The following is a 17078-nucleotide window of genomic DNA, read 5'->3' on the forward strand; positions in this document are numbered from 1 at the left end:
GGTCAGGACTGGCCGACCTCGAAGCGCGTGAACCCGTTGATGGTCACGCCCGCTTCGTCGAGAAGAGCCTTGACGGTCTTCTTGGAGTCCTGCACCGACGGCTGGTCGAGCAGCACGACATCTTTGTAGAAGCCGTTGACGCGGCCGTCGACGATCTTCGGCAGCGCCTGCTCGGGCTTGCCCTCTTCCTTCGCGGTCTGCTCGGCGATGCGGCGCTCGTTCTCCACCACGTCGGCGGGCACCTCGTCACGGGTTGCGTACTTCGCACGCAGCGCGGCGACCTGCATGGCGGCGCCTCGCGCGGCCTCCGCGGCAGCGTCGCCCTCACCGGTATAGGACACCAGCACGCCGACAGCCGGTGGCAGGTCGGATGCACGCTTGTGCAGGTACACGGCAACAGGCCCGTCGTAGTAGGCGACCCGACGCAATTCGAGCTTCTCGCCGATCTTGGCCGACAGTGCGGCGACGGCCTCGTCCACGGTGCCGCCACCCAGTGCCGCCGTCTTGAGCGCGTCCACGTCACTGGTCTTGGCGACCGCTGCGGCGTCGAGGATCTGGTCGGCGAGTTCCTGGAACTCGGCGTTCTTCGCGACGAAGTCGGTCTCCGAGTTCAGCTCGATCAGCACGCCGTCCTTGGCTGCGACGAGGCCCTCGGCGGTGGAGCGCTCGGCACGCTTGCCGACGTCCTTCGCGCCCTTGATGCGCAACTCCTCAACGGCCTTGTCGAAGTCGCCGTCGTTGTTCGCGAGCGCGTTCTTGCAGTCCATCATTCCTGAGCCGGTGAGCTCACGGAGACGCTTCACATCGGCTGCGGTGTAGTTCGCCATCGTTGGCGAGCCTCCTTAGAGAGAGTGTCGAATGCCTCCCCGGGCCGGGTCCCGGCCCGGGGAGGCATCAGGACTGGTTCCTACTGGGCCGGGGTGGTACCGGCCTCGCCACCGGCGGGCGCGGTCGCCTGGGTGAGAAGTTCCTGCTCCCACTCGGCCAGCGGCTCGCCGCCGCCCGCTTCCGGCTTGGAATCGTCGGAGGACTGGCCGGCTCGGGCCTGCACTCCCTCGGCGACTGCCGAGGCGACCACGCGGGTGAGCAGAGCGGCGCTGCGGATCGCGTCGTCGTTGCCCGGGATCGGGTAGTCGACGAGGTCCGGATCGCAGTTGGTGTCGAGGATCGCGATGACCGGGATGTTGAGCTTGCGTGCCTCACCGACAGCAATGTGCTCCTTGTTGGTGTCCACCACCCAAACGGCGGACGGCACCTTGGCCATATCGCGGATACCACCGAGGGTCCGCTCGAGCTTGTTCTTCTCACGCGTCAGCATGAGGATTTCCTTCTTGGTGCGACCCTCGAAGCCACCGGTCTGCTCCATGGTCTCGAGTTCCTTCAGGCGCTGGAGGCGCTTGTGGACGGTCGAGAAGTTGGTGAGCATGCCGCCGAGCCAGCGCTGGTTCACATACGGCATACCGACGCGAGTGGCCTCTGCGGCGATCGACTCCTGCGCCTGCTTCTTGGTACCGACGAAGAGGATCGTGCCGCCGTGGGCAACGGTCTCCTTGACGAACTCGTACGCCTTGTCGATGTAGGTCAGCGTCTGCTGCAGGTCGATGATGTAGATGCCGTTGCGGTCGGTGAAGATGAACCGCTTCATCTTCGGATTCCAACGGCGGGTCTGATGCCCGAAGTGTGCGCCGCTGTCCAGCAGCTGCTTCATGGTCACGACAGCCATGTCGTCATTTCCTTTGTGTGCAGTTGACATCGACACCGGTCGGTGCCGATCCTGACGCCTGCCGCCGTGGTGGACCCGGGTCGCAGTTCTCGACCGCTTCCGAGACCGCCCACCCGGCGTGATGAACCGCTTTCACGAGGTGATGTGCGGTTCGCAACGCAGGCGCGCGAAGTCACCTCACCGAAATCGATGAGGTGCGTCGGTCAGTTTACGCCGGTCACCTGCCGAAAAACAAAATCCCCACCCGGCGTTCGACCGAACCGTGTACGGCCGGCCCGCCGGCGGCGATCTCCGTGGGAGCCGATCGAGCCGCCGGTGCGTCAGATGTTCATGGCCAACCACGACCGCGGGGCTCGACGGCGCCGCCGGAAACGTCTGTTCGGGATCGTCCTGTACGCATTGTCCGAGCTCGTGATCGTTGCCGTGCTGCTGTATGCGCTGCCGGGCGTCGCCAGCGCCGCGAATCCACGATTCCGATTGCCACTGCCCCCGCCGCCTGCGGTGATCCGCGGATTCGATCCTCCCGAGCACCGGTGGCAACCGGGTCATCGCGGAGTCGATCTCTCCACGTCGCCGGGCAGCGTCGTACGCGCGGCCGGGCCCGGGACGGTGCAGTTCGCCGGTCTGGTCGCCGGACGTCCAGTCGTGTCGGTCCGTCATGCCGATGCGCTGATCACCACCTACGAGCCGGTCCGCGCCTCGGTCCGGCAGGGCGCGACGGTAGAGCGCGGTGAGGTCATCGGCACGGTGATCGCCGGGCATGAGGGATGCCCGGCGATGGCCTGCCTGCACTGGGGCGCTCGCCGGGGCCGGGGCCGAGCGGCCACCTATCTGAATCCGCTCGCCCTGATCGGCGCACTCCGCGTCCGGCTGAAACCCGTCGGCGGGATCAGGCCCGGGGATGCGCCTGCCGATGGACCGCACGCAGACGTTCCACGCTGACATGGGTGTAGAGCTGTGTGGTCGCCAACGAAGAATGCCCGAGCAACTCCTGCACCACCCGGAGATCGGCACCGCCCTCGAGAAGATGGGTGGCCGCGCTGTGCCGCAGTCCGTGCGGCCCCATGTCCGGGCCGCCGGCCGCCGCCACCGCGCGGTGGACCACGCGTCGGGCCATCCGCTGGTTGAGCCGACCGCCCTGTGCGCCGAGCAAGAGCGCACCCGCCGACGACGGTCCGGCCAGTGCCGGCCGCCCGTGAGTCAACCAACGGTCGATCGCCACTTCGGCCGGCTCCCCGTACGGCACCGTCCGCTCCTTGTTCCCCTTACCGGTAACCCGCAGGACGCGTCGCGTCGCGTCGACGTCGCCGACATCGAGGCCACACAGCTCTCCGACACGAATCCCACTGGCGTACAACAGTTCCACGATCAACCGGTCGCGCAATGCGAGCGGCTCCTCATCCGTCGCGCCGCCTGCCACCGATCGCATCGTCGCGGCGGCCTGGTCCGGTGCGAGCACTGCAGGCAACGTCCGGTGCGCCTTCGGCGCCTGCAGCCGCGTGGACGGATCGGCGCCGAGCACACCCTCGCGGGTGGCCCATGCACAGAACGCCTTCGCCGACGACGCCCGGCGCGCGATCGAGGTGCGCGCCGCACCGCGGCGCGTGTGATCGGCGAGCCAACTCCGCAGCAGCGGCAGGTCGATGTCCGAGACGGACACGCCGCGCGCACCCGCAAACGCGACGAGTCCGCGGACGTCGGCGACGTACGCGCGCACGGTGTGTTCGCTGTGCCCCTTCTCGTAGGTGAGAAAAGTGGCGAAGTCGTCGAGGACGCCGTCGTCGTGAGGCGAAGCGGGGTCGGACTCGGCGGTCATGGCATCGACAGAACTAGTCGCCGTCGCCGAGCGCAACCGGGCGCGCGGTCCGTTGCCGGATCGTGCCCGTCCCGGCCGCTACACCGCGGCTCCGGTGGCCTCCTCGGCAGTGCGCAACTCCGACTTCCATTCGCGGAAGCCCTCTTCGGTGCGACCCCGGCGCCAGTAACCGGAGATCGACGCATTCTTTGCCCCGACACCGCGTTCCTTGCGCACGTAGGCGCGCAGATTGTGCATCACCGCCTGCGCCTCGCCGTGGATGAAGACGTGCGGTTCCCCGTCGAGCCATTCGGCGTCGCGGACCGCGGCGATCAGGGGCGCGTTGTCGCCGGCCCGGCCGTCTCCGACCTCACCCGCCGGACCACCGCGATGGACCCACACGATCTCCGCACCCGCCGGTGCCGTGAGTGCGATCTCATCGTCGGGACCGGCGACCTCGATGAACACCTTTGCGACAGCGTCGTCGGGGAGCGCCTCGAGAGCCGCGGCGACCGCGGGTAATCCGGCCTCATCACTGGCCAACAGGTGCCAGGGAGCCGTCGCCGCCGGCCGATAGCCACCGCCGGGACCGAGGAATCGAACGGTCGCACCGGGTTCGACGGTTGCCGCCCATGGACCCGCGATGCCCTCGTCCCCATGGACGACGAAGTCGACGGCGATCTCGCGGCGGTCCACGTCGATCGAGCGCACGGTGTAGGTCCGCAGTACGGGCTGCTCCGCCGGTGGCATCAGCCGCATCTCCTTGCGGTCGACGTCGCCCTGGAATGGCGCCCCATCGGGGCCGAAGGCAATCTTGATGTACAGGTCGGTATCCCAGGTGCCGGGATCGCCGTCGGGAGTGAAGTCGTCGAACTCATCGCCACCGAGGTAGAGACGGACGAAATGCGGGCTGAGCTGCTCACGCCGGAGCACCGTCATGATGTTCATGTGTTTGGCCATGAAGCCTCCTCTCGAGCACCACCGTACGCTGCGTTAGGTAAACCTAAGTAAAGAGATCCGGCGCATCGTATTCGCGGCGTGATCTAACGTGGGAGTTCAGTTCGTCGAATTGCCAGTACACAGTCACAACCCATCGAGGTCAACATGCCGGAGCCGTCCCCTCGACGCGGATCGCGTCTGACCGTGGATGACTGGCTCGATGCCGCGATGCAGCTGCTGATCACCGAGGGCGTCGGAGCCATCAAGATCTCGCGACTGTGCGCACACCTCGGGGTGACCAAGGGTAGCTTCTACTGGCACTTCACCGATATCGCCGCCCTCATGTCGGCGCTCGCCGATCACTGCCGAAAGGTCGAGGAGTCGGCGCGGCAGACCTTGGCCGATCTGCGGACACTTCCCCCGGTGCAGCGGATCGAGGCGATGGTCCGGCTGGTGTCCGACCCTCGACGCTGGACGGTCGAAGCCGCCGTCCGCACCTGGGCGGAAACCGACGAATCCCTGGCGGAAACCGTGGCCGCACTCGACGATCAGATATTCGCCGTCGCCCACGAGACGATGCGCGAACTCGGATTCGACGAGCCGGAGGCACATGCGCGTGCGACGACGCTCCTGTACGCCGGGATCGGCTACCTGCACGCGCGCCGGCGCCACGGCCCGGCGAGTGACGACGACACCCGGATCTTCATCGACCTGCTCACCGGACGCTGAGCGGTCTCCTACCTCCTGATCGTCTTCACGGAGCCCCCACGGTCGCCCATATCCGGCCTATGGCTCGTCGGCTTGCATCATCACGAGGAAGGGGCCGGGAAGGTTCCGGACCGAGCGCGTGCGCGGAGGGTCGTCAAAGCGGCGGGGCATGAACAAGCCTGACACCAGGATCACCTCAGCGGACCGTTGAGCGCACCATGCGGCCGACGTCCTGCTGAGGTGATGCTCATGTCACCCGCGCCGACTACTCGTTGAGGATCGATGTCATGGGGCCGGTCGAATCAGTCGCAGAGCAGCGAGTGGAATCGAGACCCTCTCACGGACTTCGGGTTCCACCGCATCCACGCCATCAGACCGCTGTGCGCCGCCCACGGCATCCGAACCTTCCTCGACCTACCGATCATCGTCGGCCGGCATGTGTCGGGGGGCGCTCGCTGACAGTGCGGCCGGCGGGCGCACAGTTCGTGCTCTCGTCCCGCTGCCGTCGGTTCCCTCATGGCAATCGCCACATTCCCGCGTCATTCACCACGTGTCCAGTGACATCCATCCGGGCCAGAGCGAATCGTACTGCCGAGATGTCGAGGCCCGCGGAGAACGCGATCTCCTCGATCGTGACCGAACCCCGTCCTGGCAACGCGTCGTGCACGCGCTGCTCGTCTGCGGTGAGGCGATCGGTGGACCGCGTTCGGCCGCGGCCGATGTCGCCTGTGCCGTCGGGAGCGGCGAGCGCGATGACCGACCGGGTGTCGATCACGAGAACTGCCAGGTCGTCGGCGATCATCTGGTGACATCCGATCGATGTCGCCGACGTCACGGGGCCGGGTACCGCCCCGAGAGGCCGACCGAGTTTCCGAGCCCACGCGGCAGTGTTCGCCGCGCCCGACCGACGTCCCGCCTCGACCACCACCACGGCGTCGGACATCGCGGCCACCAGGCGATTCCGGGTGAGGAAACGATGCTTGGCAGCCGTGGTGCCAGGCGGGTACTCGGAGACCACCAGGCCCCGGCCGGCGATCTCCGCGAGCAACCGTGCGTGACCGGCGGGATAGTCGCGATCGATCCCACAAGCCATGACCGCCATCGTCGAACCGCCGGAGGCCAGGGCGGCTCGGTGGGCTACCCCGTCGATCCCATACGCCCCGCCCGAGGTCACTGTCCAGTTCTCCGCGGCGAGTCCGGACGCGAGGCTCGACGCGACCTGTTCGCCATAGCCCGACGCGGCACGCGAACCCACCAGCGCGACACCAGTCGTCGCCAATTCGTCGAGTCGCCTAGGCCCACGGACCCACAACGCCAACGGCTCACCGCCGCGGGCGGCCGTGTCCGACTGACTCAACGACATCAGCGGCCAGCCCGGCCATTCGGCGTCGTCGCGGGTCACCAGCCTGGCCCCGGTCCGCTCCGCGATCTCCAGGTCTTCTGCGGAGGTGTCGATGTCGGCGCGCGCGCCCGTGGCCTCGAGTACCAATTGGTGACCGGCGGGAACCGAACGTGCCCGCACCGCGGCTGCCGCCTCGGCGGGGCCGAGCAGATCGCACAGGGCCTCCAGTGCGGCGCACGGTGGCTCGGCGACCCGGGCAAGGTAGGCCCAGGCCCGACGCTCGGCGTCGTCGAGGTGGTGGCTCATCGGTGCCCTCTCCGGTCCCGGTACAGCAGGGCCTCGGCGATCTCGGTCTCACCCGGCTCGGAACATCCCTTCAGGTCGGCCAAGGTCCACGCCAAGCGGATCGCGCGATCGGCGCCGCGAGCCGTCACTCGCCCGTCTCGGAGGAACAGCTCGACCGGACGTAGTGCCTTGGGTGACAATCGAAATCGCTGCCTCAACGCGGACCCCGACACCTCCGCATTGGTCAGCCAGCCGTGCTCCGACCATCGTTCGATTGCGGTGGCACGAGCCTGCGAGACACGCTCTCGAACCGTCGCACTGGGCTCCTCGACCGAGTTCATCAGGGCGGTGTTCCCGGGTGGATCCATACGAACCCGGATGTCTACGCGGTCCATCAACGGTCCCGACAGCTTCCCGAGGTATCGACGTCGCGCGACGGCCGAACAGACGCAGTCGATGTCATGTGCAGGTGCGCACGGACAAGGATTCGCGGCCATGATCAGCTGAAATCGGGACGGGTAGGTGGCCACGCCATCTCGTCGCGAGACACGGACCTCGCCTTCTTCCAACGGTTGTCGTAATGAGTCGAGAACCTTGGCCCCCATCTCGGCACATTCGTCGAGGAACAGAACACCTCGGTGTGCACGAGACACGGCGCCCGGTCGGGCGAGACCGGTACCGCCGCCGAGCAATGCGGTTGCCGTTGTCGTGTGATGCGGCGCGACGAACGGCGCGTCGGTGATGAGTGGATGGCCGGCCCGCAAGGTCCCGGCGATGGAGTGGATAGCGGTGACCTCCAGGGATTCTTCGGGACACAGCGCGGGCAGGATGCCGGGCAACCGTCGCGCGAGCATCGTCTTGCCGATGCCGGGCGGCCCGGTCATCAGAACGTGATGCGCTCCGGCAGCGGCAATCTCGAGGGCGTGGCGCGCCTCGGCCTGTCCGACGACGTCGGCCATGTCAGCGACCTCCGACGGCGGTGGGATGTTGTCGGCGTCGGTGACCGTGTCCAGCACGTGGTCTCCAGCGAGCCAGCGGACCACCTCCCGCAAGGTATATGCGCCACCGACGTCGAGATCGGCGACAAGAGCGGCCTCGGCGATGTTCGGGATCGGCACCACGGCATGGGTGAAGCCGCAGTCGCGGGCTCTCTTCAGGGCCGGCAGGACGCCGCGCACGGGCCGCAGCCCGCCGTCGAGGCCGAGCTCGCCGAGGAACACTGTGTGATTCAATCTGCTGGTGGCCACCTGATCGGTCGCGGCAAGGATCGCCAGAGCCATACCGAGATCGAACGAGGAGCCCGTCTTGGGGAGGTCGGCCGGAGCGAGTGAGACCGTCACCTTCATGTCCGGGAACTTCAGCGTGCTGTTCGAGATCGCCGCACGGACGCGATCGCGGGCCTCTCGCAGCGACGCATCGACCGTGCCGGTGACCGCGAAACCCGGTAGTCCGTGCCCCACGTTGGCCTGGATCTCGATCTGCCGCGCGACAAACGCGTTGAGCCCCACCGAATGGACGCGCCCGAGCCCGGTGACGAGGCCTGGCTCACTCATTCGAACACGCCTCGATGATGACGCACCACGGCCCGGTCGACTGCGGTCGGGTCCCGCGAATCGAGTTGAACGGACAGCACGTCGAAGCGGATCTCGTTCCACCACCCCTCGCGATGGTCGGCCAGCCACTGTCGGATCAGTCGACGCATACGCGCCAGCTTGAGAGGGGTGACGGCCGCGGCCGGATCGTCGAAGACCCGGGAGGCCCGCGTCTTCACCTCCACGACCACCAACACAGCCCCGTCGGCGGCGATCAGATCCAGCTCGCCGAATCGGTTACGCCAGTTGCGCTCGATAACGGTCCAACCGAGACCCTGCACGTGGTCGGCGGCGAGATCCTCGCCGAGACGGCCGATATCCGCGCTGCGCGGGCGTCGAGTCGAGGCAGACCGCTGCGGCCGGGATGTGTTGTCGCTCATGCCATAAGCATCGCTCCCGCCGATGACGATTCAGTTCGTCACCAACGAAATCGGCCGGTTCTGTGGATGGTTCCGAGAATGTGGACAGCTTGCGTTCTGTTCCCACCGACGGATCAGAGCTTGAGATCCTTGTCGGTCCCATCTGCTTCACCTGATTTTGACGCGGACGATTCGGCCGCTTCCGGAGCCTGCGGCGGCGACCAGTCCCCGATCACCGGCGGCCCGACCAATGGCAGGCTGCCGACGAGCTCCGCCCCGTTTTCCTGCGTGTGGAGGTAGTGCGCCGCTTTGTGACTTCGGTCGTCGGATCCGCGCGCGCGCCCACCGTGGGGTGCACCGCCCATCGGGCCGCCTGCGCGACCCGGACCGGCACCCAGCGGTGCCGTGGAACTCGCAGGCGTAGTCGACGTCGGCGCGGGTGTCGGCATCGCACCGGACAGTCTTCGAGACATCGCCGATGCCGCGTTGGCTCCGCCGGCCGCGCCCGACCCACCGGCGCCCGCACCTACGCCGCCGACCTTCCCGCCTGCGCCGGTCGCTCCGGCAGCGCCACCGGCGGGCATCATTCCGGACGGGAAGGCCGAACTGCCGGAGTTGTTCGCGCTCCCGAGGCCGCCTCGGCTCAGATCGTCGGGATCATCGGCACCGCCACCACTGCTCGCGGCGTCATTGCCCAGCGACAATGGTTTGTCGCCAGAAGTTTCGGTCTTCGATGTCGGCGCCTGAGCTGCTGTACCAGCATCGGTCGGCGTCGCCGCCGTTGTCGACGCACCGTTGTTGCCGTACTCGCCGAGGTCAGAAGATCCGCCTACCGTGGTGTGAGTGCTTCCGCCGCCACTGTTTCCACCTCCACCACCTGAGCCGCCGACGACGTTGGCGGTCGAACCTGAGATCAGGGCAGAACCGACTGTTGGATTCATGATCGAGTCGGGCGCTTGACCTGCCGCAGAGCTCATCGGTCCGTTGTAGAGGCTCGTCATGAGGGATGCAGCGCGCGTCATGATGTCCGCGGCGTCCTCGGGCTTTTCCTCCATCTCCTTCTGCATCTGCTGGAGGAATGGCTCCTGTACCTTGGCGGCCGCGAGAATCCCCTGCGCTGTTGCCAAGGCGCCCACTCCCCCCGAGACGGACTTCGCTCCGGAGGTTATTTCGGTCGCGAGTCGAGTTGCGCGTTCTGCACTTCCTCGCGCGGCGTGGCCTTCGAGACCATCCTGACCGAAGTCTTTCAGGCGTTCTGTCGCCTTGATCGCGGCATCGATTGCCTGTTGCAGCGCGGCCGCATCCGCCCCAGCCGAGCCCGGTTCCATCGAGGCGATACGGCTCAGCATCTGTTGGATAGCGAGCTGCCAGTCGGTCGATCCGCTGCTCGAGCCGCCGGCCGACCCCGCGTTCTTGCCACCATCCGACGCGTTCCAGAAATATTTGGAGCCATCGTCCGCCACGGATCCCCCTCGGTCTGCGCCTTCCACCGGTCGCCACCATCGATGCCCAACGGTTGGCTATCCTACTTGTGACTTCTGTGTCTGCGGGCACGAGACCTGCATGTGTGGACAGCTAGGGTGGAACCGCTGCGACGCATGCGACGTCGAAGGTTCTGTGGGGAGGACTGTATGAGCGGTGGGGATGGGACGTCGATGCGTGGGGAGGTGGGAGGAATCCTGGGCGCTCCCAAAGTCGTGTCCGATGACGTCGCTTGGACCCGGCGCGCTGACGCGGCCGACCACGCCGCGGATCAACTTGCAACCGCTCAGGACGCTATTTCAAGCATTGTCGGAAGGAATTACTTCGGCGATAGCTGTGAGGAGGGGCGATTTCTGTTTGAGCGTCTAAAGCGAGCACTTCGCGACGATGGCTGGAATCACACACTTGCTAGCCAGGTAGAGGAACTTCGTAAACTCGCTACTAATTGCAGAGATGCGGCGCGAACCCTTGCCGACACAGATCGCAATATCGCCTCGAATGACTTTCAGATCTAATGTCGCCGCGTAGTGTAATGATTTCCGGTTGCGCACTGTTGTTATTGCTCGCTGGATGCACCAGCTCGACGGAGGGCATGGGAGTTCCTGCAAGCTCTCAACCAGCGCCTAACGGACCGAGGCAAATGGATGATGCTGGCAAGGAACTCCCCTTTGAGAACAACTATCTGCAACGGTGGAACCCGTCAAATGATGGGACCGCCTACGAGCCTTGCACCGCGCTAACACCACCAGAACTAGCGGGTCTTGGCATTGATGCGGGGTCCGTGACTGATGCAGCAACTGTTGATGGGCAGAGTCTCCGTGGCTGCACGTGGCGACGCCTTCCTCCAGCCGAGAGGGACTGGCGGGTTGCCCAGATTCTCGGAAATTCGACCTCTATCGAACAATACAAAGACAAATATCGTACGAATGTTTGGCGGCCAGATCTGAGTATCTCGGGACGCACGGTGGGAGTGATGCTCGACTCCGGAGACTCATGCTGGACGTACGTCCAGTCAGGCGAGGCAGGTGTCCTCACCAAAGCGTCCTACTTCAGCCTCCCACGGAAGCCTTACAGCGAACTCTGTGACGTCGCAATAGACCTCACCCGCGCCACCATCGACAAAATCCCCAAATAACCACCCCGCCAAATGAATCCGTAGCATTAACCCGCAGCAGGTGCGGATTAATGCTACAAAATCGCGGACGGGCGGAACCGGCGGAGGTTGGGTGGATCAGGGCTCGTCCGGGAGCCGGAGTTCCGGCTTTTCGAGCTCCTCGATGTTGACGTCCTTGAACGTGATGACCCGAACCTGTTTGACGAAGCGCGCGGGTCGATACATGTCCCAGACCCAGGCGTCGGACATGCGCAGCTCGAAGTAGATCTCGCCGTCGGTGTTGCGGGGCACCATCTCCACCGCGTTGGCGAGGTAGAAGCGCCGCTCGGTCTCCACCACATAGGTGAACTGACCGACAATGTCCTTGTACTCGCGGTACAGGGAGAGTTCCATCTCGGTTTCGTACTTCTCGAGATCCTCAGCACTCATTCGACAAGCCTATCGTGGTCGGGTCGGGGCCGGACGTCACCCGCGCGGCGACATTCCGGTAGGACATACGGTGCTGCACCGACGGTCCGTGTCGATCGATGCAAGCCATGTGATGGGCTGTGCTGTAGCCCTTGTGAACTGCGAAATCGTAGCCGGGCACGGCGGCGTCCATCGCAACCATGATCCGGTCCCGGGTCACCTTGGCGATGATGCTGGCGGCCGCGATACAGGCGGCGGCACCATCGCCACCGATCACCGGTAGCGACGGGACCGTCAGGCCCGGGACCACGAATCCGTCCGAGAGCACGTACCCGGGTGTGACATCGAGGCCGGCAACCGCGCGACGCATCCCTTCGATGTTCGCGACGTGGATGCCGATCCGGTCGATCTCGTCAGCGTCGATGATCACCGCACTCCAACTCAAGGAGTACTTCGTCACCGCCTTGTACAGCGACTCACGTACCGCCTCGGTGAGGCGCTTGGAGTCGTCGAGATCGGCGAGCGAGGCGATCTGCGTGGGTTTGAGGACGCATGCGGCGACGACCAGCGGTCCCGCGCACGCTCCCCGGCCTGCTTCGTCGACGCCTGCGACCGGACCGAGCCCGTTACGATGCAACGCGAACTCGAAGGTGCGCAGACTGGCGGCCCGACGAATCGGAAATCGTGGCGGCCAACGGCTCACAGTTCACCTCTTCCCCACATCGGTGCGATCGCCGATGTCATGACTGGGGATTGGGCGAGGACACACCACCGATCCGCGAGAAGGGATAGATGATGAATCGAACCTTGCCGCGGATGTCGCTCTCCGGGACCGTGCCGTGGAACTCGTCCTCCATGTGGAATCGGGAATCCGCCGAATTGGCGCGGTTGTCCCCCATCACCCACACGTTGCCGTTGGGCACTTTGACCGGACCGAAGTCTGGCCCGTAGCAGGAGTTCGGCTGACCGTTGGGGCCCGCAGCCATCTCGTTGCCGGCCGCGACGTCGCTGGCCTGCAACTGCTTGTCGACGTATGGCTCTGTCAACGGCTTACCGTCGACCTTGACCCCGACGTTCTCCTCGTTCTTGCATTCCACGGTCTGTCCGCCGGTCGCGATCACACGCTTCACCAGGTCGTTCTCGTCCGGCGGCGCAAAACCGAACCACGACAGACCATCCTGCAGTCCGTGGACCACCGGGTTCTCCGAGCGGGGCGAGAGCCATGCGCCGTCCCATGACTCACTGGGAGCCTTGAACACCACCACGTCACCGGGACTGGGGTCGCCGAAGCGATACGACAGCTTGTCGATGACGATGCGGTCGTTGGTGCAGCCTGCACAGCCGTGCAGGGTCTGCTCCATCGATTCAGACGGTATGACGTACTGACGGCCGATGAAGGTCTGCAACAACCAGGTCAGCAGCAAGACGCAGCCGATGATGATGACGGCTTCACGAAGTAGCGAGCCACGCTTCATGGGTTTGTCACTCTTGGTGCGCCATGGGCGCTCATCGGGGTGGTCGCCGTCGCGGTCCCAGTCGTAGTCCCCGGCATCGGAGGACGAGCGATCGGCAGCGTGTTCGGATTCCCCACCCGTGGAGTGTGTGTCAGCCACGTCGTCAGGGTAGACGCGTCAGCGCTTTTCCTTGATCTTGGCTGCCTTACCGCGCAGATCGCGCAGGTAGTAGAGCTTTGCGCGACGCACGTCACCGCGGGTGACCACATCGATCTTGGCGATGTTCGGGCTGTGCACCGGGAAGGTGCGCTCCACGCCGACGCCGAAGGACACCTTGCGCACGGTGAAGGTCTCGCGCACGCCGCCGCCCTGGCGACGGATCACGACGCCCTTGAACACCTGAACACGCTCCTTCGAGCCCTCGATCACCTTGACGTGTACGTCGAGGGTGTCACCGGGTCCGAACTTGGGAATGTCGTCGCGCAGCGACTGCTTGTCGAGAAAGTCGAGGGTGTTCATCGTGGTTGGTCCAATCTGGCGGTTCGCGTGAACAGAGGAACCTGGCGGCCCACACTCGACCTCCCGGCCAGCGGGTGATCATGTGTGAGGTTCGACCGGTTCGTGCTCCGAGTCAAGGTGCGTCCCGGGACCACGTCCCTCAGGTGGGACATCATCGCCAGGCAACCCGACCATTGTGCCAGACAGACCCCGCTGCGGCGAAATCGCCGGTGGCGGCGGCGCCGGATGCACCACATGATCGAGCCGATCCTCGGTCGCCGCCCGGACGTGCGGCAGGACGTCGGGCCGCCCGGCGACCAGGTCCTGCACGAAGATCTTCACCCGGACGAACGGACGTCGGAGCTTTCGCTCCCGCTCGATCGCGCGTTCCAGCTTCCTCGGTCGCGACAGATATCGCCAGCGCGCCCACGGTGACGTCGGACGCGCCAGCCGGATCACCCCGACGATCAGCAACGGCCACGCGAAGACCCCGATCACGCCGGTCCACACCTTGCCCTTCAGCACGACGATCGCAGCCAGCACCAGGTTCAGCACCGCGGCGATCAGGTCGACCAGAAAGGTCCGACCGATCCGCAGGTCGTGGAGAGCGTCGAAGTAGAGATCGAGTGGCCGGAAACCGAGCAGGATCATGCCGGTTGCCGCGAGGGCGATGAAGACCGCATCCACAGACGTCCGACCCTCCTGCGACCAGTAGACGTCACGCAGATAGAAGATCAGCGCGAACTCGTCGAGGATGAGGGCAGCACCGATACCGAACAGCCCGGCCAGGATGGACATGGCCGCCTGGTCGCCACTCAGCGCGAACGCGATCAACCCGAGCCCGGACAACAGCGTCAGGACCACCCCGAACACGACGTGGTGGACGTGTGTGTCGCCCGCGGTCACGTTCGAGAACCACCAGCCGACGTCGGCCCTGATCAACCGCACGCTGATGCGGATCACCACGAACCCGACGATCAGGCCCAGAAAGAACACCAGCAGTGGCAATCGACCCCGCTCGATGATGTCGTGCGACATCCAGTCGGCGGCCCGATGCGAGAGCCAGTGGTGCACACGCCAAGGTTAATGCCGCCATTCACCCCGCGTAGCGATTGAGGACGCTCACCACCCCCGGCGTCCCGCGGAACGCGATCGCACCTTCATAGGCGGCCTCCCGCAGCCGGTCCCTCGGCTCCTGGGCGGCGGTGGTCCCGGAGCCCGCCCCGATCACGTGGACGAGACAGTTGACGGCGCGCGCCTGGAAGAAGGCACGATCACGCGCCTCGTGCTCACCTCGACGACCCGCGATGAACGCACGTTGTTCCAATTGCGCGAGGCGGCTGGCGACCTCCAACCGGTTTCCCGCGGACACGGCTCCGCGCTCCCGCAATTCGGTCAGCGCGGTGGTGAGCTCGGGGCTGTCGCCGACGTCGACACCCGACAGCACCGTGATCGCCAGAAAGTACATGCACGGGGCGAGATCACTGTCGGGGACTCGGTCCACCAGTTCGGCGACTCCGTCGGGCAGTCGCGTGATCCGACTGCTCACGGGTGATCGCTCCCCGATTCGTGGGACAGCGACAGAACACCGTCGTCGGTCCCCTGCTGGTCGGGCGCGAACAACTCGGCGTCGGTTCCGGCCAGTGCCGCGAGGGTCGCCGGTGCCATCGGCGTCGCCGATGCGATCGCTTGCAGGCTGATCCCGGACCCGGTCATGTGATCGACGACGGCGAGTTCGGCCGCGCGCCCGTTGCCGGCCATGATCTCGCCGGCGCCGAGCGTGATCCCCTCTCGCTGATAGGGATACGGGTCGCTGGTACCGACCACCACCGCGCGGGATCCGTCGGGGGCCACACCGATCCCCACAGCCATTCGGACCCAACCCGCCACCGACGACGGCAGACCCGACTGCAGGTGGGCCGCCCGCCGCTGGAGCCAGTCGGTGTCGGCACCGCTCAACTCCGCCGGACCGACACTCACGGTCCCGGCGTGCGTGGCGGCCAGCGCGCCGGCTCCCGCGGCCAATCCACTCATCGCCGAGAACGGCAGCATGCCGCTGGTCGCGGCGGGTTGTGGCTGGTCGTCGTGGTGTCGGTGGCCGGCGTCGCCTGCCGCCTCGGTGTAGTCCTCGCCGGCCGCAGTCAGCGCCATTCGACCTCCGCCGGCAGCGACGACGCGCGCAGAGTCGTCCCCCAGCGTCGAGAGCAGATCCGATCGCAGTCGCTCGCGGTCGGCCAGCGACGCGATCACGGTCATCTCGTTGTGTGTGGTCGCCGCGGCGTCTGCGTAGGTGTCCAGCGCCGTCGCGGTCGTCTCGAGCCGTCCGATCAACCGACCGAATCCCGTGTCCGGGGAGTCGGTCAGCGCACGCCCGCCCTCGACGACGCCGTCGTGGAACGCCCCGGCGCCGATCGCACGGTCACGATGCGCCGCTCCGACCTCCGCGGCCAGGTCGGCCACCCGCGACGCCAGGTCACGACAGCGGACAGCGGCCGCTCGTAGTCCGCCGACGTCGGCACTCGGCCACGTGCCGGGTGCCAATTCTTCGGCCAGGGCACGGATCTCCGGCGGCACGGTCATCGGCGTCGCGCCCATGGTCATCGTTCGCCCGACTTCAGCCGCAGAGCCACATCGTCGTCTGCGTCGCCGATCTCGCGCGCCCCGCGGGCGATCAGCACCTGATGGTCTGCCAGTGCTCGCGCCACCCCGCCCGACGCGGCCGCCAAATCGGTGGCGAGGCCGGCGAATCCAGTGCGAAATGCGCGTGCAGCATCGTCGACGCCGATTGCTGCCTCGGCGTCGGCGAGCGCCTCGGTCACCTCGACGGCGAGCCACCCGAACTGGGTGTCGACGACCGCCAGGCGGGCGGTGAGCCTGCCCAGCGACTCGACATCGACATCGAGTCGCCCAGCGCCGGCCACCGGATCGCCATGCCCGCCACCACGCGCCGACGCCTCGCCGGGAAACGACATGTCAGCCATCGGTGTCCCCCGGTCGTCGCGGCTGTGCGCTCGCATCCACCCGGACATCGGAGTAGTCCGGTGTTGGTTGGACGGCCGCCGTGTAGATCTGGTTCCGTTGGTCATGCAATCGTTGGTCCGCCTCGGCGACGAGCGTGGTGATCTGCGCGGAGAGCTGTTCGGCCCGGAGGCGACGCATCGCGCGCGGATCGATCGTCAGATCGAGGAGCATCCCACGGGCGTCGACGGTGACCGACACCAGACGATCGATACTGACGGCATGAGCGGTCAACCCCGCCATCGCCTCCCCGACCCTGGTCAACTCCGATCTCTGCCGAGACAGCTCGTCGAGCATCGCCGACCATCGGTCCGCCATCATCCGACCCCCTCCCGGTCGAGCAATCCTAGCGGGCGCCCAC

Annotated in this window: 20 protein-coding genes; 3 read left to right on the forward strand and 17 right to left on the reverse strand. The window is 66.3% G+C overall.

What is annotated here, in order from left to right:
* Positions 1-2: 2 nt before the first annotated feature.
* Together tsf and rpsB are read right to left on the reverse strand one after the other, a co-directional pair.
* The gene (tsf, locus tag ACLQ3I_RS20715) at positions 3-827 is read right to left on the reverse strand and encodes a translation elongation factor Ts (protein WP_425793686.1); all 825 of its coding nucleotides are present in this window, start codon (positions 825-827) and stop codon (positions 3-5) included.
* Between the two features lie 80 nt (positions 828-907).
* Positions 908-1723, reverse strand: coding sequence for a 30S ribosomal protein S2 (gene rpsB, locus ACLQ3I_RS20720; RefSeq protein WP_164306762.1), 816 nt, complete (start codon positions 1721-1723; stop codon positions 908-910).
* Between the two features lie 324 nt (positions 1724-2047).
* On the opposite strand from rpsB, the gene ACLQ3I_RS20725 reads away from it, so the two are divergent.
* Positions 2048-2665 (forward strand): peptidoglycan DD-metalloendopeptidase family protein, encoded by a 618-nt coding sequence (locus ACLQ3I_RS20725; RefSeq protein ID WP_425804463.1) that lies wholly within the window; start codon positions 2048-2050, stop codon positions 2663-2665.
* Here the strand turns inward: ACLQ3I_RS20725 and ACLQ3I_RS20730 are convergent.
* Positions 2613-3539, reverse strand: coding sequence for a tyrosine recombinase XerC (locus ACLQ3I_RS20730; RefSeq protein WP_425793685.1), 927 nt, complete (start codon positions 3537-3539; stop codon positions 2613-2615). The two genes, ACLQ3I_RS20725 and ACLQ3I_RS20730, sit on opposite strands and share 53 nt — an antisense overlap.
* A 78-nt stretch (positions 3540-3617) precedes the next feature.
* The gene (locus ACLQ3I_RS20735; RefSeq protein WP_425793683.1) at positions 3618-4478 is read right to left on the reverse strand and encodes a siderophore-interacting protein; all 861 of its coding nucleotides are present in this window, start codon (positions 4476-4478) and stop codon (positions 3618-3620) included.
* Between the two features lie 144 nt (positions 4479-4622).
* On the opposite strand from ACLQ3I_RS20735, the gene ACLQ3I_RS20740 reads away from it, so the two are divergent.
* Entirely contained in the window at positions 4623-5186 is a 564-nt protein-coding gene (locus ACLQ3I_RS20740; RefSeq protein ID WP_425804351.1) for a TetR/AcrR family transcriptional regulator, read from the forward strand.
* A gap of 493 nt (positions 5187-5679) precedes the next feature.
* On the opposite strand, the gene dprA is transcribed toward ACLQ3I_RS20740, so the two are convergent.
* The 4 genes from dprA to ACLQ3I_RS20760 all read right to left on the reverse strand — a co-directional run bounded on the left by dprA (position 5680) and on the right by ACLQ3I_RS20760 (position 10206).
* Positions 5680-6813 carry a DNA-processing protein DprA gene (gene dprA, locus ACLQ3I_RS20745; protein WP_425804354.1) on the reverse strand — a complete coding sequence of 378 codons (1134 nt, stop codon included), beginning with the start codon at positions 6811-6813 and terminating at the stop codon, positions 5680-5682.
* Complete coding sequence (locus ACLQ3I_RS20750; protein ID WP_425804356.1) at positions 6810-8345, reverse strand: YifB family Mg chelatase-like AAA ATPase; 1536 nt, start codon at positions 8343-8345, stop codon at positions 6810-6812. Before ACLQ3I_RS20750 ends, dprA begins: the two co-directional genes overlap by 4 nt.
* Positions 8342-8764, reverse strand: coding sequence for a YraN family protein (locus ACLQ3I_RS20755; protein ID WP_425804359.1), 423 nt, complete (start codon positions 8762-8764; stop codon positions 8342-8344). Before ACLQ3I_RS20755 ends, ACLQ3I_RS20750 begins: the two co-directional genes overlap by 4 nt.
* A gap of 113 nt (positions 8765-8877) precedes the next feature.
* Positions 8878-10206 carry a hypothetical protein gene (locus tag ACLQ3I_RS20760; protein ID WP_425804362.1) on the reverse strand — a complete coding sequence of 443 codons (1329 nt, stop codon included), beginning with the start codon at positions 10204-10206 and terminating at the stop codon, positions 8878-8880.
* Positions 10207-10757: 551 nt separating this feature from the next.
* Here ACLQ3I_RS20760 and ACLQ3I_RS20765 point away from each other — a divergent pair.
* Positions 10758-11360, forward strand: a complete 603-nt coding sequence (locus ACLQ3I_RS20765; protein ID WP_425804466.1) for a DUF3558 family protein — start codon at positions 10758-10760, stop codon at positions 11358-11360.
* A 96-nt stretch (positions 11361-11456) separates the two neighbouring features.
* On the opposite strand, the gene ACLQ3I_RS20770 is transcribed toward ACLQ3I_RS20765, so the two are convergent.
* From ACLQ3I_RS20770 to ACLQ3I_RS20810, 9 genes are all read right to left on the reverse strand, one after another.
* Entirely contained in the window at positions 11457-11768 is a 312-nt protein-coding gene (locus ACLQ3I_RS20770; RefSeq protein WP_124706974.1) for a DUF2469 domain-containing protein, read from the reverse strand.
* Entirely contained in the window at positions 11758-12450 is a 693-nt protein-coding gene (locus ACLQ3I_RS20775) for a ribonuclease HII (RefSeq protein ID WP_425793675.1), read from the reverse strand. The genes ACLQ3I_RS20770 and ACLQ3I_RS20775 overlap by 11 nt, the downstream gene beginning before the upstream one ends.
* Before the next feature lie 37 nt (positions 12451-12487).
* On the reverse strand, positions 12488-13360 hold the full coding sequence (gene lepB / locus ACLQ3I_RS20780) for a signal peptidase I (protein ID WP_425804364.1): 873 nt from the start codon (positions 13358-13360) through the stop codon (positions 12488-12490).
* 18 nt (positions 13361-13378) lie between these two features.
* Complete coding sequence (gene rplS, locus ACLQ3I_RS20785) at positions 13379-13720, reverse strand: 50S ribosomal protein L19 (protein ID WP_164306672.1); 342 nt, start codon at positions 13718-13720, stop codon at positions 13379-13381.
* 78 nt (positions 13721-13798) lie between these two features.
* Positions 13799-14773, reverse strand: a complete 975-nt coding sequence (locus ACLQ3I_RS20790) for a hypothetical protein (RefSeq protein WP_425804367.1) — start codon at positions 14771-14773, stop codon at positions 13799-13801.
* A 22-nt stretch (positions 14774-14795) separates the two neighbouring features.
* Positions 14796-15248: a hypothetical protein gene (locus tag ACLQ3I_RS20795; RefSeq protein WP_425804369.1), complete on the reverse strand. Its 453-nt coding sequence runs from the start codon at positions 15246-15248 to the stop codon at positions 14796-14798.
* Positions 15245-16294: a hypothetical protein gene (locus ACLQ3I_RS20800; protein ID WP_425793670.1), complete on the reverse strand. Its 1050-nt coding sequence runs from the start codon at positions 16292-16294 to the stop codon at positions 15245-15247. Before ACLQ3I_RS20800 ends, ACLQ3I_RS20795 begins: the two co-directional genes overlap by 4 nt.
* Before the next feature lie 2 nt (positions 16295-16296).
* Complete coding sequence (locus tag ACLQ3I_RS20805; RefSeq protein ID WP_425804371.1) at positions 16297-16680, reverse strand: hypothetical protein; 384 nt, start codon at positions 16678-16680, stop codon at positions 16297-16299.
* Positions 16673-17035: a YbaB/EbfC family nucleoid-associated protein gene (locus tag ACLQ3I_RS20810; RefSeq protein ID WP_425804374.1), complete on the reverse strand. Its 363-nt coding sequence runs from the start codon at positions 17033-17035 to the stop codon at positions 16673-16675. The genes ACLQ3I_RS20805 and ACLQ3I_RS20810 overlap by 8 nt, the downstream gene beginning before the upstream one ends.
* Between the last annotated feature and the right edge of the window lie 43 nt (positions 17036-17078).

Origin of the sequence: Gordonia sp. DT101 (genome assembly GCF_049844895.1) — a bacterium.
Taxonomy (GTDB): domain Bacteria; phylum Actinomycetota; class Actinomycetes; order Mycobacteriales; family Mycobacteriaceae; genus Gordonia.

What these genes read in the sequence shown, in the direction of transcription:
- rpsB (WP_164306762.1), bottom strand. Translation starts at nt 1,723, where the DNA reads ATGGCTGTCGTGACCATGAAGCAGCTGCTGGACAGCGGCGCACACTTC.
- ACLQ3I_RS20765 (WP_425804466.1), top strand. Translation starts at nt 10,758, where the DNA reads ATGATTTCCGGTTGCGCACTGTTGTTATTGCTCGCTGGATGCACCAGC.
- ACLQ3I_RS20810 (WP_425804374.1), bottom strand. Translation starts at nt 17,035, where the DNA reads ATGGCGGACCGATGGTCGGCGATGCTCGACGAGCTGTCTCGGCAGAGA.
- dprA (WP_425804354.1), bottom strand. Translation starts at nt 6,813, where the DNA reads ATGAGCCACCACCTCGACGACGCCGAGCGTCGGGCCTGGGCCTACCTT.
- ACLQ3I_RS20735 (WP_425793683.1), bottom strand. Translation starts at nt 4,478, where the DNA reads ATGGCCAAACACATGAACATCATGACGGTGCTCCGGCGTGAGCAGCTC.
- ACLQ3I_RS20725 (WP_425804463.1), top strand. Translation starts at nt 2,048, where the DNA reads ATGTTCATGGCCAACCACGACCGCGGGGCTCGACGGCGCCGCCGGAAA.
- rplS (WP_164306672.1), bottom strand. Translation starts at nt 13,720, where the DNA reads ATGAACACCCTCGACTTTCTCGACAAGCAGTCGCTGCGCGACGACATT.
- ACLQ3I_RS20800 (WP_425793670.1), bottom strand. Translation starts at nt 16,294, where the DNA reads ATGGGCGCGACGCCGATGACCGTGCCGCCGGAGATCCGTGCCCTGGCC.
- ACLQ3I_RS20730 (WP_425793685.1), bottom strand. Translation starts at nt 3,539, where the DNA reads ATGACCGCCGAGTCCGACCCCGCTTCGCCTCACGACGACGGCGTCCTC.
- tsf (WP_425793686.1), bottom strand. Translation starts at nt 827, where the DNA reads ATGGCGAACTACACCGCAGCCGATGTGAAGCGTCTCCGTGAGCTCACC.
- ACLQ3I_RS20805 (WP_425804371.1), bottom strand. Translation starts at nt 16,680, where the DNA reads ATGGCTGACATGTCGTTTCCCGGCGAGGCGTCGGCGCGTGGTGGCGGG.
- ACLQ3I_RS20770 (WP_124706974.1), bottom strand. Translation starts at nt 11,768, where the DNA reads ATGAGTGCTGAGGATCTCGAGAAGTACGAAACCGAGATGGAACTCTCC.
- ACLQ3I_RS20755 (WP_425804359.1), bottom strand. Translation starts at nt 8,764, where the DNA reads ATGAGCGACAACACATCCCGGCCGCAGCGGTCTGCCTCGACTCGACGC.
- ACLQ3I_RS20740 (WP_425804351.1), top strand. Translation starts at nt 4,623, where the DNA reads ATGCCGGAGCCGTCCCCTCGACGCGGATCGCGTCTGACCGTGGATGAC.
- ACLQ3I_RS20750 (WP_425804356.1), bottom strand. Translation starts at nt 8,345, where the DNA reads ATGAGTGAGCCAGGCCTCGTCACCGGGCTCGGGCGCGTCCATTCGGTG.